This window comes from Paraburkholderia sp. BR10954, from assembly GCF_040965775.1.
In the GTDB taxonomy this organism is placed as follows: domain Bacteria; phylum Pseudomonadota; class Gammaproteobacteria; order Burkholderiales; family Burkholderiaceae; genus Paraburkholderia; species Paraburkholderia youngii.
On record NZ_JBFRCK010000007.1, the window covers coordinates 160,492 to 174,037 of the forward strand.

13 protein-coding genes are annotated in these 13,546 nt (G+C 65.0%); 7 read left to right on the forward strand and 6 right to left on the reverse strand.

Going from position 1 to position 13,546, the window contains the following annotated elements:
* Nucleotides 1–13: 13 nt before the first annotated feature.
* Nucleotides 14–193 (reverse strand): 50S ribosomal protein L32, encoded by a 180-nt coding sequence (gene rpmF / locus AB4Y34_RS13420; RefSeq protein ID WP_006401275.1) that lies wholly within the window; start codon nt 191–193, stop codon nt 14–16.
* Between the two features lie 102 nt (nt 194–295).
* Entirely contained in the window at nt 296–952 is a 657-nt protein-coding gene (locus tag AB4Y34_RS13425; RefSeq protein ID WP_176380345.1) for a DUF177 domain-containing protein, read from the reverse strand.
* 309 nt (nt 953–1,261) lie between these two features.
* On the opposite strand from AB4Y34_RS13425, the gene AB4Y34_RS13430 reads away from it, so the two are divergent.
* Both AB4Y34_RS13430 and AB4Y34_RS13435 read left to right on the forward strand, forming a co-directional pair.
* Nucleotides 1,262–1,876 carry a Maf-like protein gene (locus AB4Y34_RS13430; RefSeq protein WP_368716283.1) on the forward strand — a complete coding sequence of 205 codons (615 nt, stop codon included), beginning with the start codon at nt 1,262–1,264 and terminating at the stop codon, nt 1,874–1,876.
* The gene (locus tag AB4Y34_RS13435; RefSeq protein WP_368716338.1) at nt 1,876–2,595 is read left to right on the forward strand and encodes an SAM-dependent methyltransferase; all 720 of its coding nucleotides are present in this window, start codon (nt 1,876–1,878) and stop codon (nt 2,593–2,595) included. Before AB4Y34_RS13430 ends, AB4Y34_RS13435 begins: the two co-directional genes overlap by 1 nt.
* 113 nt (nt 2,596–2,708) lie before the next feature.
* Here AB4Y34_RS13435 and AB4Y34_RS13440 read toward each other — a convergent pair whose 3' ends face one another.
* The 4 genes from AB4Y34_RS13440 to AB4Y34_RS13455 are packed head-to-tail and all read right to left on the reverse strand — an operon-like array spanning nt 2,709 to nt 5,853.
* Nucleotides 2,709–3,710: a S49 family peptidase gene (locus AB4Y34_RS13440; protein ID WP_368716339.1), complete on the reverse strand. Its 1,002-nt coding sequence runs from the start codon at nt 3,708–3,710 to the stop codon at nt 2,709–2,711.
* A gap of 28 nt (nt 3,711–3,738) precedes the next feature.
* Nucleotides 3,739–4,155, reverse strand: coding sequence for a Rieske (2Fe-2S) protein (locus tag AB4Y34_RS13445; protein ID WP_368716284.1), 417 nt, complete (start codon nt 4,153–4,155; stop codon nt 3,739–3,741).
* Nucleotides 4,152–4,811, reverse strand: coding sequence for an HAD-IA family hydrolase (locus tag AB4Y34_RS13450; RefSeq protein WP_368716285.1), 660 nt, complete (start codon nt 4,809–4,811; stop codon nt 4,152–4,154). The genes AB4Y34_RS13445 and AB4Y34_RS13450 overlap by 4 nt, the downstream gene beginning before the upstream one ends.
* A complete protein-coding gene (locus tag AB4Y34_RS13455) occupies nt 4,804–5,853 on the reverse strand; it encodes an RluA family pseudouridine synthase (RefSeq protein ID WP_368716286.1) in 1,050 nt (349 codons plus the stop codon). Before AB4Y34_RS13455 ends, AB4Y34_RS13450 begins: the two co-directional genes overlap by 8 nt.
* Before the next feature lie 739 nt (nt 5,854–6,592).
* Here AB4Y34_RS13455 and AB4Y34_RS13460 point away from each other — a divergent pair.
* The 5 genes from AB4Y34_RS13460 to AB4Y34_RS13480 all read left to right on the forward strand — a co-directional run bounded on the left by AB4Y34_RS13460 (nt 6,593) and on the right by AB4Y34_RS13480 (nt 13,509).
* The gene (locus AB4Y34_RS13460; protein WP_368716287.1) at nt 6,593–9,811 is read left to right on the forward strand and encodes a ribonuclease E/G; all 3,219 of its coding nucleotides are present in this window, start codon (nt 6,593–6,595) and stop codon (nt 9,809–9,811) included.
* Between the two features lie 194 nt (nt 9,812–10,005).
* A complete protein-coding gene (gene moaA, locus AB4Y34_RS13465; RefSeq protein WP_368716288.1) occupies nt 10,006–11,115 on the forward strand; it encodes a GTP 3',8-cyclase MoaA in 1,110 nt (369 codons plus the stop codon).
* 11 nt (nt 11,116–11,126) lie between these two features.
* Nucleotides 11,127–11,753: a molybdenum cofactor guanylyltransferase MobA gene (gene mobA, locus AB4Y34_RS13470; RefSeq protein ID WP_368716289.1), complete on the forward strand. Its 627-nt coding sequence runs from the start codon at nt 11,127–11,129 to the stop codon at nt 11,751–11,753.
* A 61-nt stretch (nt 11,754–11,814) separates the two neighbouring features.
* A complete protein-coding gene (gene glp, locus AB4Y34_RS13475; RefSeq protein WP_368716290.1) occupies nt 11,815–13,131 on the forward strand; it encodes a gephyrin-like molybdotransferase Glp in 1,317 nt (438 codons plus the stop codon).
* 102 nt (nt 13,132–13,233) lie between these two features.
* A complete protein-coding gene (locus AB4Y34_RS13480) occupies nt 13,234–13,509 on the forward strand; it encodes a hypothetical protein (RefSeq protein ID WP_008923126.1) in 276 nt (91 codons plus the stop codon).
* The last annotated feature ends 37 nt before the right edge of the window (nt 13,510–13,546 follow it).

A 13,546-nucleotide genomic window follows, 5' to 3' on the forward strand; every position in this document is an offset into this window, starting at 1 on the left:
TCGCAGTCGACGATTAGTCGTTCTTCGTCTTGACGACTTTCTTGCCGCGATAGTAGCCGTTCGGGCTAATGTGGTGACGCAGATGCACTTCGCCCGTGCTCGGCTCGACGGCCAGCGGCGCTGCCGTCAGGAAATCGTGCGAACGGTGCATGCCGCGCTTCGACGGCGACTTCTTGTTTTGTTGAACTGCCATGACTAAAACTCCAAAAAATTTTCCGAATTCTAACACAGCCCGATACGGACTTAACCACTGGCCGAATAGCCAATGCGCCAGCATCGCGCCCCATGCAACTATTCAGTGCTTCTTGCCGCCCGGTTCGTCGCGCTTCAGACTCTCGAGCGCCGCGAACGGATTGCGCCGCTCGCCGGATTGATCCGCCTCGCCGACATCGCCAGCTTCGTGCTGCGCGGCTTCGTCACCCTCCCCTTCGCTGCCGTCCGCACCCGAGACAAGGCTCTCGTGCACTTCAGGACAGACCTCGTGTTTCGGCACGAGCGGCAAGGAAAGCAGCAACTCTTCTTCGATCAAGTCGATGAGATCGAACTGGCGCGAGCCCACGATCACCTCGACTTCATCCTCGTCGAGCGGAAACTCTTCGGCTTCCGCCTCCGTACTGACGATCCGGTAAGTTGCATCGACGTTGAACGCCTGCGAATACGGCGTCAAGCACCGCTGGCATTCAAGCCACGTGGCACCATGAATCGCCAGCCGCAGATACGGCTGGGGACCTTCGGTGCCGTCGTCCTGCAATTCCGGTTGCGTCGTCCCTTCGGCCTGCCATGTGAACGCGGTGTCGCGATCTGGCGCTTCCGCCGGGACTTCGTTTAACATGCGCGGCAGTTGCGAGACGCGCACGACACCCGCAGCCTGACGCCCACTTCGCGCAAATTCGAACAGATCGAGTTCATGCGGGTCGGACGGACCTGCAGGTTTGCCAGGATGTTGAGTCATGTGCGCTCCTGCGTCGGCAAGCAAGTTGCCGGGGTGATTCGCGAAGGACGATCAGATCCGCCGCGAAGATAATCCGGTGTGCGAGGCAGCCTGTGGGAGCCAGTGGCCATTGCATTCAACCTGCCGAGCTTTCTTCGACCTCCCGGCTGCCGAAAGCCGCTGAACGCGCCAAGACCCTTCAGGCGCAAGCATACCGTGAAAAGCCCAAAATCATATCCGTTTTGTCTTTTCAAGTCAAACACTTAAGCCCGTACGCACACGAGCCTCGCGCGACCCCGTACGACCTGCCTCTTCCGTTGCCCGCAAACCATGTCTGATTCCTCCAAACGCCCGCCACGCCTGATTCTGGCGTCGAGTTCGCAGTATCGCCGCGAGTTGCTCGAACGCCTGCGCGTGCCGTTCGACATCGTCGTGCCCGCGATCGACGAAACCCCACTCGCCGGTGAAACCCCCGATACCACTGCGCTGCGCCTTGCCGAAGCCAAAGCGCGCGCGGTCGCCAAAGGCCTCGCCGCCGCCGAACGCACGCTCGTGATCGGCTCCGACCAGGTCGCCACCTATGACGGCCTGCAGATCGGCAAACCCGGCACGCACGACAGGGCGCTCGCGCAGTTGCAGGCGATGCGTGGTCGCGAGGTGCTGTTCCATAGCGCACTGTGTCTGTTCGACAGCGCGACGGACAGCGCGCAGACCGTCGATGTGATCACCCGCGTGCGCTTTCGCAACCTGCCGGACGCGGACCTCGACGCCTATCTGCGCGCCGAAACGCCGTACGACGTGGCCGGCAGCGCCAAATCCGAAGGACTCGGCATCGCGCTGCTCGAGGCGATCCATTCCGACGATCCGACCGCGCTCGTCGGCCTGCCGCTTATCGCGTTGTCGCACATGCTGCTCGCAGCCAACTATCCGCTGCTGGGGGCATGATGACCGGTACGCTCTATCTGATTCCGAACACGCTCGGCGAAGGCGACGCAAGCGCACTCGAGCTGGTGCTGCCCGCGCCCGTGCGCGCCCGTGCGGCGTCGCTGCACTATTACATTGGCGAAAACGCGAAAACCACGCGCGCGTTCCTGAAAAAAGTCGGCACCGAACGGCCGATCCAGGAGATCGAGATTCGCGAACTGAACGTCAATACGCCGGGCGGGGAAATCGACAAGCTGCTCGCGCCGCTACTCTCGGGCACCGACGCAGGCCTCGTCTCCGAGGCTGGCTGCCCGGCAGTCGCGGACCCGGGCGCACTACTCGTGCGACGCGCTCACGAGCGCGGCGTGAAAGTCGTACCGCTGGTCGGACCGAGTTCGATTCTGCTCGCGCTTATGGCGTCGGGGCTGAACGGCCAGACTTTCGCGTTTCACGGCTACCTGCCCGTCGACGCCGCCGAGCGCGCCAAACGTCTGCGCGATCTCGAGCAACAGTCGCGCAAGAGCAAGCAAACACAGATCTTCATCGAAACGCCGTACCGGAATCGCGCATTGCTCGATACGTTGCTTGCGACCTGCGCGCCGTCGACGCTCGTCTGTGTGGCGGTCGATCTAACGCTGCCGGGCGAAGTCATCGCAAGCCGGAGCGTTGCGGACTGGAAAAAGAAGCCTGAGATCGACCTGCATAAGCGCCCGGCGATCTTTCTGATTCTGGCGGCCTGAGCGCGAGTACCGGGCAGACAGCGAACACCGGGCATACCCGAAACGTGCCGCAAAGACAAAGCCCGCGCAATCGGCCAAAGCCGACCACGCGGGCTTCTTTTATTACTGCACGTTCAACGCAGATTCATTTTTGCGCCGAGCGCCATCGCCCGAACCGCGCCGGCGCCGACCGCAGCGCCGAATTTGCGCGCAACGCGGTCCGTAATGCTCTCTTTTACCGTGTAATCGACGATATCCGGCGCCTTGAAGATCTCTCGCGCGACGTAATCCGCATCACCAAAACCGTCCGCGAGGCCCAATTCGACGCTCTTCTGCCCCGTCCAGAACAGACCCGAGAACATCTCCGGTGTCTCATGCAGACGCTTCCCGCGCCCCTGACGCACGGCATCGATGAACTGCGAGTGGATCTGATCGAGCATAACCTGCGCGTGTTCGTCCATCTTGGGCGTTTCAGGCGAGAACGGATCGAAAAACCCCTTGTTCTCACCCGAGGTGTGCAGCCGGCGCTGAATCCCCAGTTTGTCCATCAGACCGGTGAAACCGAAGCTGTCCATCAGCACGCCGATCGAACCGACGATGCTCGCCTTGTCTACATAGATCTTCTCCGCCGCGGCGGCCGCGTAGTAGCCGCCTGATGCGCACATGTCGCCAACTACGACATACAGCGGAATAGACGGATATTTCCCGCGCAATCGCCGAACTTCGCTGTTGATAATGCCTGCTTGGACCGGACTGCCGCCCGGGCTGTTGCAATAGAGAATCACGCCGGCGGTATTTGAATCTTCGAATGCGGAATCGAGGGCAGTGTTGACATCTTGTGCGTTCGCGCTTGTATCCGTCGAGATCTCGCCGTCAAGCGACACCATCGCCGTATGTCGGCCAGTCGTGGCGACCCGCTCGCCCGAAAAACTCAGCACGCCCCACACTACTAGTGCAAGCACTCCGAGGAACAGGAAACGGAAAAAAATCCGCCAGCGCCGCGCGGCGCGTTGCTCATTGATCGCAGCGAGCGCGATGCGTTCGAGCGCGGCACGCTCCCAGCCGGGCTGGTCGGCGGCTGCACCGGAGCGGCCGCCCGAGGAGGGGTCCTTTCCGGGGGTCAAATTGTCGGACATGCGGACAGTGGAAAAATTGGAGAGGAAATCACCGCGTGACCGGCAGCAATTCGCCGTCAGGCAACCAGAATACCGCACGACCCTCAGGCGTATCGCGCTCCTCGACCTGCACGGCCCGCAATCTGCCCCCGCGACACGGCCCACCGACGCATTTGCCGGTATCCGGCGCATAAATCGCGCCATGTGTCGCGCACATCAAGTATAAGCCGGACGATTCGAAGAACTGCCCTTCCTGCCAGTCGAGCTCCATCGGCACGTGAGCGCAGCGGTTCAGATAGCCGTACGCGCAGCCATCATAACGGACGAAAAACACCACGGCATCCTGCCCGCCCAGCCGCGCGTCGCGCCGGATGCCTTCGCCACCGTCGACCAGCTCCTCGGCCGCGCAAATGCGCACTGCCTGCGCAGCCGCGGCCGTCGCGGCATCCACGCCGTCGGCGCTCATGCGTTCTCCCGCAGCCAGCGGCACAAATCGCTGATGCTCGAAGCAACGAACTTCGGCGACATCGCATTCAGCGAAGTCGCCGGATGCGCGCCGTAAGTCACGCCGATGCCCGCCACGCCTGCGTTGAGCGCCATCTGCAAGTCATGCGTCGTATCGCCGATCATCACCGTGCGCGCCGTATCCTGCCCCAGTTCGCGAGTAAGCTCGTGCAGCATTGCCGGATGCGGCTTCGAAAAGGTTTCGTCAGCGCAGCGCGTGCCGTCGAACAGGCTCGTCAGACGTGCCTGATCGAGCGCGCGATTGAGCCCGACGCGGCTCTTGCCGGTCGCGACCGCGAGCAGATAGCCGACATCGCGCAACTCCTGAAGCATTTCGCGCACGCCGGGGAACAGCTCGGTGGTCTGGTCCTTTACCAGAAAGTGAAAGCGATAACGCTCGGAAAGCCGCGAATAGTCCGCGGGATCGAGCGTCGGCGCGGCGATCTGCAGTGCGTCGCGCAGGCCCAGGCCGATTACATAGCTCGCGGCTTCGTCGGCGGGAACCGGCAGGCCGAGATCGCGACACGCCGCCTGGATGCTGCGCGTGATATGCGCGGTCGAATCCATCAGCGTGCCATCCCAGTCGAACACGATCAGGTCAAATTGCTCTCTAGCCATGCAAGGTCGTCTCCGGGTTGGACCCAGTGCGTAGTTCGTTGAGTTGTTCTATAAAGCCGCGGCAGTCGGCCGGCAGCGGCGCCTCGAGTTGCAACGGCGCGCCGGTGGCCGGATGCATGAGCTTTAGCCGGTAAGCGTGCAGAAACATACGCTTGATCCCAGGCTTCGCGTTCGCGCGCGCAAGAGCCTTGTTAAGCGCGAAATCGCCGTATTTGGCATCGCCGACGATCGGTAGCGCCAGATGCTGCAAATGCACGCGAATCTGGTGCGTGCGCCCAGTCTTCAGTTCCGCCTCCAACAGCGCGTATTCGGGCCAGAGGTCGACCAGATTGAAGATCGTGTGCGAAGCGAGGCCATCGGCCTGCACGCGCACGCGACGCTCGCCGTCTGCGGTCAGGTATTTGTGCAGCGGCTCCTTCACCGCGCGACGGCGCCCCCAGTCGCTTGCCCATTCGCCGTGCACGCACGCGTAATAGCGCTTGTCCATCCGGTTGTCGCGGATCTGCTCGTGCAGATCGACGAGCGCCGCGCGCTTCTTGGCGAGCATCAGGATGCCCGAGGTCTCGCGATCCAGCCGGTGCACGAGTTCGAGGAATTTCGCCTGGGGCCGCGCCGCGCGCATCTGCTCGATCACGCCGAACGCGACTCCGCTGCCGCCGTGGACCGCGACGCCGGCTGGCTTGTCGATCACCAGCAAATGCTCGTCTTCGAACAGAATGTGAAAGCCCGCCGCGGGCACGGGCACGTGCGCTGCGGCCTGATTCGGCTGGGCGACGCGGATCGGCGGCACACGCACGAGATCGCCCAGTTCGAGCCGGTATTGCGCATCGATCCGGCCCTTGTTCACGCGCACTTCGCCGCTGCGCAGGATGCGGTAAATATGGCTTTTCGGCACGCCCTTGCAGACGCGCAGCAGGAAATTATCGATGCGCTGGCCAGCCGATCGGTCGTCGATTTCGATCATCGAAACCTGGTCGCCCGAAATCGAGCCTTCGACCGCGCCTGCAACCGATCTCTGGGATGTTTTGCCTAACTCTTTCATTCTGAATATAATTTGCCCAGCAGTCCGCGACGGCCGGCGCGGTGTCCGCACAGCGTCCGGAATGCGGGTGGATTGCGCGAGCGCAAGCGATAAACCGTTATTTTACTTGCGCCGGGGTCTGGTTGCTCACCCTGAAAATGAGATGCAACAAGTTGCACGCACGAAGTCAGCACCCGGCAGGGACGGCGCCCGCAGGCGCGTTCGGTCAAGGTCGGCTTCGACGGTAACGGAATTTTGGTAAAAAAGAATTTAGCTTCCAGCTTCGTGATCCGGGTGGTATGACGCCCTGCTGGACGAAGCTGCAAGTCGCGAAAATACGGCGTGCGCCCGAGGCGTCTTGTAGAAAGTACAAGACATGGCGACGTCAAAAGAAAGGCGAGACACCCCCAGCAGGAAAAGACGCGCCGCCTGCGCGAACTTCCCGTTGCGGCATGACCGCGGACTTCGGCCCTTCGCTCGCGCGCCCAGTTGGCGCGCCCGCTTCACAGGACGAAGACTTATGAAGGTCTGCTGGCTAAACGCGGCGTGTCAGGCCATGATTTGAAGCCGTGTTCGCATGTGCCCTGCGGCACCGTGCCCATCTTTCCATCGGGCCGGGCCCTCTCAGGCAATTCTCCCGCCATCTTTCCCGCTCCAGCGTGCTTGTGAAAACACAATAAGACGCGGCACGCCTGCCCTTTACGCTCTCGCGACTGACAACCGCGCAGCTGGGTCGGCGAGGCCGCTCTGGAGCCGTTCAATGAAACGAATGTTGTTCAATGCGACGCAGCAGGAAGAACTGCGCGTCGCCATCGTCGATGGGCAAAAACTCATCGACATTGACATCGAAACCGCCGGGCGCGAACAGCGCAAAGGCAATATTTACAAGGGCATCATCACGCGCATCGAGCCGTCGCTCGAGGCCTGCTTCGTCAACTACGGCGAAGACCGCCACGGCTTCCTGCCGTTCAAGGAAGTCGCACGGCAGTACTTCCGCGATGGCGTCGACATGCGTTCTGCACGCATCCAGGACGCGCTGAAGGAAGGTCAGGAACTGATCGTCCAGGTCGAAAAAGAAGAACGCGGCAACAAGGGCGCGGCCCTGACCACGTTCATCTCGCTCGCCGGCCGCTATCTGGTCCTGATGCCGAATAACCCGCGTGGCGGCGGTGTGTCGCGCCGGATCGAAGGCGACGACCGTCAGGAACTGCGCGAAACCATGGCGCAGCTGCAACTGCCGGAAGGCATGAGCATCATCGCGCGCACGGCCGGCATCGGCCGCAGCGCCGAAGAGCTGCAATGGGACCTGAATTACCTGATGCAGCTATGGCGCGCGATCGAAGCCGCGTCGCAAAGCGGCACGGCCGGCCAGCCGATGCTGATCTATCTCGAATCGAGCCTCGTAATCCGCGCGATTCGCGACTACTTCCAGCCCGATATCGGCGAAATCCTGATCGACACGACCGAAATCCATGACCAGGCACGCGCCTTCATGGACATCGTGATGCCGGATAATGTCAGCAAGGTGAAGCGGTATCACGACGACGTGCCGCTGTTCTCGCGTTTCCAGATCGAGCACCAGATCGAAACCGCGTACTCGCGCACCGTGCCGCTGCCGTCGGGCGGCGCGATCGTCATCGACCACACCGAAGCGCTCGTCGCGATCGACGTGAACTCGGCGCGCGCAACCAAGGGCGCCGACATCGAGGAAACGGCCGCGCGCACGAACCTCGAAGCCGCCGACGAAGTCGCCCGCCAGCTGCGTCTGCGCGACCTGGGCGGGCTGATCGTGATCGACTTCATCGACATGGAGTCGGCCAAGAGCCAGCGCGAAGTCGAGCAGCGTCTTAAAGACGCGCTGAAGCACGACCGCGCCCGCGTCCAGATGGGCAAGATTTCGCGCTTCGGCCTGATGGAGCTGTCGCGCCAGCGTCTGCGTCCGGCGCTGTCGGAAGGCAGTCACGTCACGTGTCCGCGTTGCAACGGCACGGGTCACATCCGCGATACCGAATCGTCCGCGCTGCAAGTGCTGCGGATCATTCAGGAAGAAGCGATGAAGGAAAACACCGCGGCGATCCACTGCCAGGTGCCGGTCGAAGTGACCGCCTTCCTGTTGAACGAGAAGCGCGCCGAAATCAACAAGATCGAGTCGCGTTTCAAGGTCAACGTCGTGCTGATCCCCAACAAGCACCTCGATACGCCGCACTACAAGCTCGAGCGTCTGCGTCACGACGACGCGCGCCTCGACGATCCGCGCGCATCGTGGAAGATGGCCGAAGAAGCAGCCCGCGAGCTCGAATCGGAAACCGGCTACAGCAAGCGCACCGAGGAAGTGAAGCCGAAGCAGGAAGCGGCGGTCAAGGGCATCACGCCCGAGAAGCCGGCTCCGAGCGCGCCGGTCCGCCCGGCGGCTACCCCCGCTCCGGTCGCGGTGACGCCGGCCAGCGGCGGCTTCATCGGCTGGCTGAAGAATCTGTTCGGCATGCAGCCGGCCGCTCCGGCACCTGCCGCACCGGCCACGACCGACAAGCAGGCCCGTCCGCAACGCGGCGAACGCGCCGAGCGCGGTGAGCGCATCGGCGAGCGCGGCGGCGATCGCAACCGCAATCGCCGTGGCGGCGCAGGCGGCCGCGACGCGGCAGCGCGTGGCGAAGGCGTCACCGGCGGCCGTCAGGCGCAAGCTCAGCAGCCGTCGCAGCGTCGCGAGGAACGCGAAGGCCGCGAGGCACGCGAGGGCCGTGAGCCGCGCGCGCCGCGTGAGCAACGCGAACCGCGTGAGGCTCGTGAAGGCCGCGAACCGCGTGAGGCTCGCGAGCCGCGTGAAGCACGCGAACGCGACACCCGCGGCGCCGAGCGCGCGGAAGCAGTCGAAGGCACGGCACGCGCCGAACGTCAGGAACGCGGTGAGCGCCGCGAGCGTGGCGAACGCGCTGAACGCGTCGAGCGTGGCGAGCGTCGCAAGCCGCAGGCGGAAGCCGCCGCGGCGCTGACGCAAACCGACACGCAAGCCGCCGACGAACTCGCCCGCAACCGCGCCGCAGCCGGTGAAAACGGCGTGCCGGTCGATCAGGAAGCGGTCGCACGGGACGGTGAAGAGCGTCGTCGTCGCCGTCGCGGCCGTCGTGGTGGTCGTCGCGAGCGTGAAGAGGACGTGAATGGCAACCTCGCGGCGGACGTCGCGGAAGCGGAAGGTGACAACGTTGCCGCCAGCGACGAAGCGCCGGTGCGTATCGAGCAGCCTGTCGAGCACACGCGTGCGGCCAGCGAAGCGAAGGACGTGACCCCGGTCGAAGTGGTGGTCGCCGCTGTCGCAACGCAAAGCGCCGTCGTGACCGAACTGCATGCGGCAGCCGAAACGCCGGCTCTCGCCGCGGAACATGCCGCTAAGACCGAAAAGGTCGTGCCGGTCGAGCAAGCTCCGGTGGCGGCCCAACCGGCTATCGAAACGCCGGCGCAAGCAGAGCAAGCCGCGCCGGCTGCGAGCGAACCGGTCGCGCCGGTTGCTCCGGTCGAACCTGCCGCGCATGCCGAATCGCCGGCAGTCGAGCCGGCACTGGAAGTGCAGCCGACCGTCCCGACCGAACCGCAAGCCGCCCCGGCTGCGCTCGACACCGCGGCTCCGGCCACGATCGTCGAGGCACCGGCAGCCGTGCCGGCGCCGCAGGCCGAGATCGTCGAGCCGCAACCGGTCGTCGCACCGGAACCGGGCGTGTCCGAACCGGCGCCTGTCGCCGCGGCCGCGCAGCCGGCTCCCGTGCGCAGCGCAGCGCCCGCCGCCGCATCGGCCGATGCATTGCAGCCGATCCTCGAGCAAGCTGGCCTGATCTGGGTGAACACCGACGCCGACAAACTGCGTGCCGCGCAGGAAGCGGCGGCGCAGACGGTCAAGCCGCCGCGTGTGGTCCGTGAGCGCAAGGCGCTGCCGCCGGTCGACAACACGCCGATGCAACAGGTCGAAACGATCAAGCATCCGCAGTAAGCCGCGTCGTTGTACTTGAAAAAGCCCGCCCTTCCCGGCGGGCTTTTTTTTGGGGCGGTGACCCATCCTGGTCGCGAGCCGCGCCACTTCGCTCCCCGTAAACCCCCACAATGCGCGCCGCCCGCCTGCCACCACGGGCATTTCCGATAGAATTAATCATCCGCCGTCCGATAAAGCCTCTGACGAAGCACTTCATGTCACGACGCATCATCCCTGTTGCCGATCTCAGCGCGGCGCCGGTCATCACCGGCCCAGAGCAGACGCCTAGCGGCGCGCTGCACGATGCGCTCGCGCGTCCGCTGCACGATCTGCGCATCTCGGTGACGGACCGCTGCAACTTCCGTTGCGTCTACTGCATGCCGCGCGCGGTGTTCGACAAGGACTATGCGTTCCTGCCGCACAGCGCGCTGTTGAGCTTCGAGGAGATCGAGCGGCTCGCGCAGCTGTTCGTCGCGCATGGCGTCGAGAAGATTCGCCTGACGGGCGGCGAGCCGCTGCTGCGCAAGAACCTCGAATTCCTGATCGACCGGCTCGCCCGCTTGACCACTCCCGCCGGCCGTCCGCTCGATCTCACGCTGACCACCAACGGCTCGCTGCTGGCGCGCAAGGCGCGCAGCCTGAAGGACGCCGGCCTCACGCGCGTGACCGTCAGCCTCGACGCGCTCGACGACGCACTGTTTCGCCACATGAACGACGCCGACTTCGCGGTCGCCGACGTGCTCGACGGCATCGCCGCCGCTCAGGCGGTCGGGCTCGCGCCGATCAAAGTGAACATGGTCGTCAAACGCGGTACCAACGACGGCGAAATCGTCCCGATGGCGCGTCATTTCAGAGGCACGGGCACGGTGCTGCGCTTCATCGAGTACATGGACGTCGGCACCTCGAACGGCTGGAACATGACCGAAGTGCTGCCTTCCGCCGACGTCGTCACGCGCATCGCCGAGCATTTCCCGCTCGTTCCGCTCGAAGCGCACAGCGCCGCCGAAACCGCGCAACGCTGGGGCTATGTCGACGGCGGCGGCGAGATCGGCGTCATTTCGAGCGTGACCCGCGCGTTCTGCGGCAATTGCACGCGCGCGCGTTTGTCGACCGAGGGCAAGCTGTACCTGTGCCTGTTCGCATCGAGCGGGCATGACCTGCGCGCGCTGTTGCGCGGCGGCGCGAGCGATGCCGAGATCGCCACCGCCATCGCCGAAATCTGGCAGGGCCGCAGTGACCGCTACTCGCAGCTGCGCGGCAGCCAGCCGGCCGATTCGAGCGAGCCGGCCGGGCGTCGCGTCGAAATGTCCTACATCGGCGGCTGAGCGGCCGGCGCATGCCCATCCCCCGCGAACAGATCACCGGCCTCGTGCTTGCGGGCGGGCGCGGCACGCGCATGGGCGGCGTCGACAAGGGGCTGCAACCGCTGCACGGCGAAGCGCTCGCCGCTCACGTGCTCCGACGTCTCGCGCCGCAGACCGGCCCGCTGATGATCAGCGCGAACCGCCATGCCGACATCTATGCCGCGCTCGGCGCGCCGTATCGCGCGACGGTCGTCGCTGACACCCTCCCCGACTTTCCCGGCCCGCTCGCCGGCATGCTCGCCGGACTGCGTGCCGCCGGCACGGCCTACCTGCTGAGCGTGCCCTGCGATTCGCCGTGGCTGCCGGCCGACCTCGCCGCGCGCCTCGCTGATGCGCTCGACGCAAACCACGCCGATATCGTGACCGTCACCACCATCGACATCCGTGGCGAGACTACGCTGCACCCGGTGTTCGCGCTGATGCGCACCGCCGTCGCGGACGACCTGGCCGCGTTTCTGGCCGCCGGGGAACGCAAGGTCCGCGCGTGGTACGCGCGCCACAAGACGGTCGAAGTCGTCTTTGCCGACGAGCGCGCGTTCTACAATGCCAACTCGTTACAAGAACTCGCCGACCTCGAACGTAATCGAGGCCCCGGCTGACATCCGCTCCGGCCGCACGGCAATAGCCGCGCCCGTCTCCGGTCGCGACGCCCAGCCATTCATGACCACGCTCAACGACTTTTCACGCTGCGTCGAGCAGTACGATCCTCATGCGCTACCCGTCCCGGCCGCTCAGGCGATCGTCCGGCAGTGGGCGACGCCCGTGGCGGCCGTCGAGCGCGTGGCATTGCGCGACGCGCTCGAGCGCGTGCTCGCCGCCGACATCGTGTCGCCGATCGACGTACCCGCGCACGACAACTCCGCGATGGACGGCTACGCGTTCAATCACGCGGCGCTCGCGGCCGGTACGCGAGGCGGCGCGGACAGCGTCGAGCTGACGGTCGCCGGCAAGGCGCTCGCGGGCCATCCGTTCACGGGCCGCGTCGCGGCGAACCAGTGCGTGCGCGTGATGACGGGCGCCTGCATGCCCTCCGGCTGCGACACCGTCGTGCCGCAAGAGCGGGTCGAGCGCGATAGCGCGGATTCCCCGTCGATCCGCTTCGCGGCCAGCGCGCTCTCGGCGGGCGCGAACCGCCGTCGCGCCGGCGAAGATCTCGCGCGTGGCCACGTCGCGCTGCATGCCGGGCGCATCGTGCGCGCGTCGGACCTCGGTCTGCTCGCGTCGCTCGGCATCGGCGAAGTCAGCGTGCGGCGGCGTCTGCGGGTTGCGTTTTTTTCGACTGGCGACGAGCTGCGCTCGCTCGGCGAACCGCTCGACGCCGGCTCGGTCTACGACAGCAACCGCTACACGCTGTTTGCGATGCTGCGGCGTCTGAACGTCGACGCGCTCGATCTCGGCGTCGTGCGTGACGAGCCGGCCGCGCTCGAAGCCGCGCTGCGCAGCGCCGCGGCCAATGCCGACGTGGTGCTGACTTCGGGCGGCGTGTCGGTCGGCGAAGCGGACTTCACGAAGCAACTGCTGCAGACTTTCGGCGACGTCGCCTTCTGGAGTCTCGCGATGCGCCCCGGCCGGCCGCTCGCGTTCGGCCGCCTGTGGTCCGGTGCACAGCCGGGGCTCGGCAAACCTGCGCTATTCTTCGGCCTGCCCGGCAATCCGGTCGCCGTGATGGTGACGTTCTATCAGATCGTGCGCGAAGCGCTGCTGCTGATGGCCGGCGCGACGCCGCGGCCGTTGCCGGTGATTCACGCGACGAGCCGCGTGGCGGTGGACAAGCGCGCGGGCCGCACCGAATTCCAGCGCGGCATCGCCGAACAGGACGCGCACGGACACTGGCACGTGAGCCCGACCGGTTCGCAAAGCTCCGGCGTGCTGAGCTCGATGAGCGAAGCGAACTGCTTCATCGTGCTCGGCCACGACGAAGGCGAAATCGACGTCGGCGATCGCGTGTCGATCATGCTGTTCGACGGTCTCATCTGACGTTCCAGGCGACGCATCGATCGCACGACATCGGCACTACATCAGCACCTGATCCGCACTCCACCCACTACCACTACTAAGACACACTGGGGTTTGACTTACATGAAAAAACAGATCTCGTTCATCGCACCAGGACAGACGGCCAAAGCGCTGATCCTCGTGTATCTGACATTTTCGGTGCCGATCGTGCTGCTCGGCGTGGTGGTCGCGTTCGTGCGCTATGGGTCGGTGGAGCTGAGCACCGTGTTCAGCGCGCTGCTGTTGAATGCGATCCTCGGCTTCGTCCTGTTGTGGATCGCGTGCCACGCCTACAACTGGGTCGCGTCGCGCTTCGGTGGTATCGAAATCCATCTGGCCGACGCACCGGAAGAAGCGTGACGGGCGATGCGCAGGAGCGGCTAGCTGAAAGAGCCTG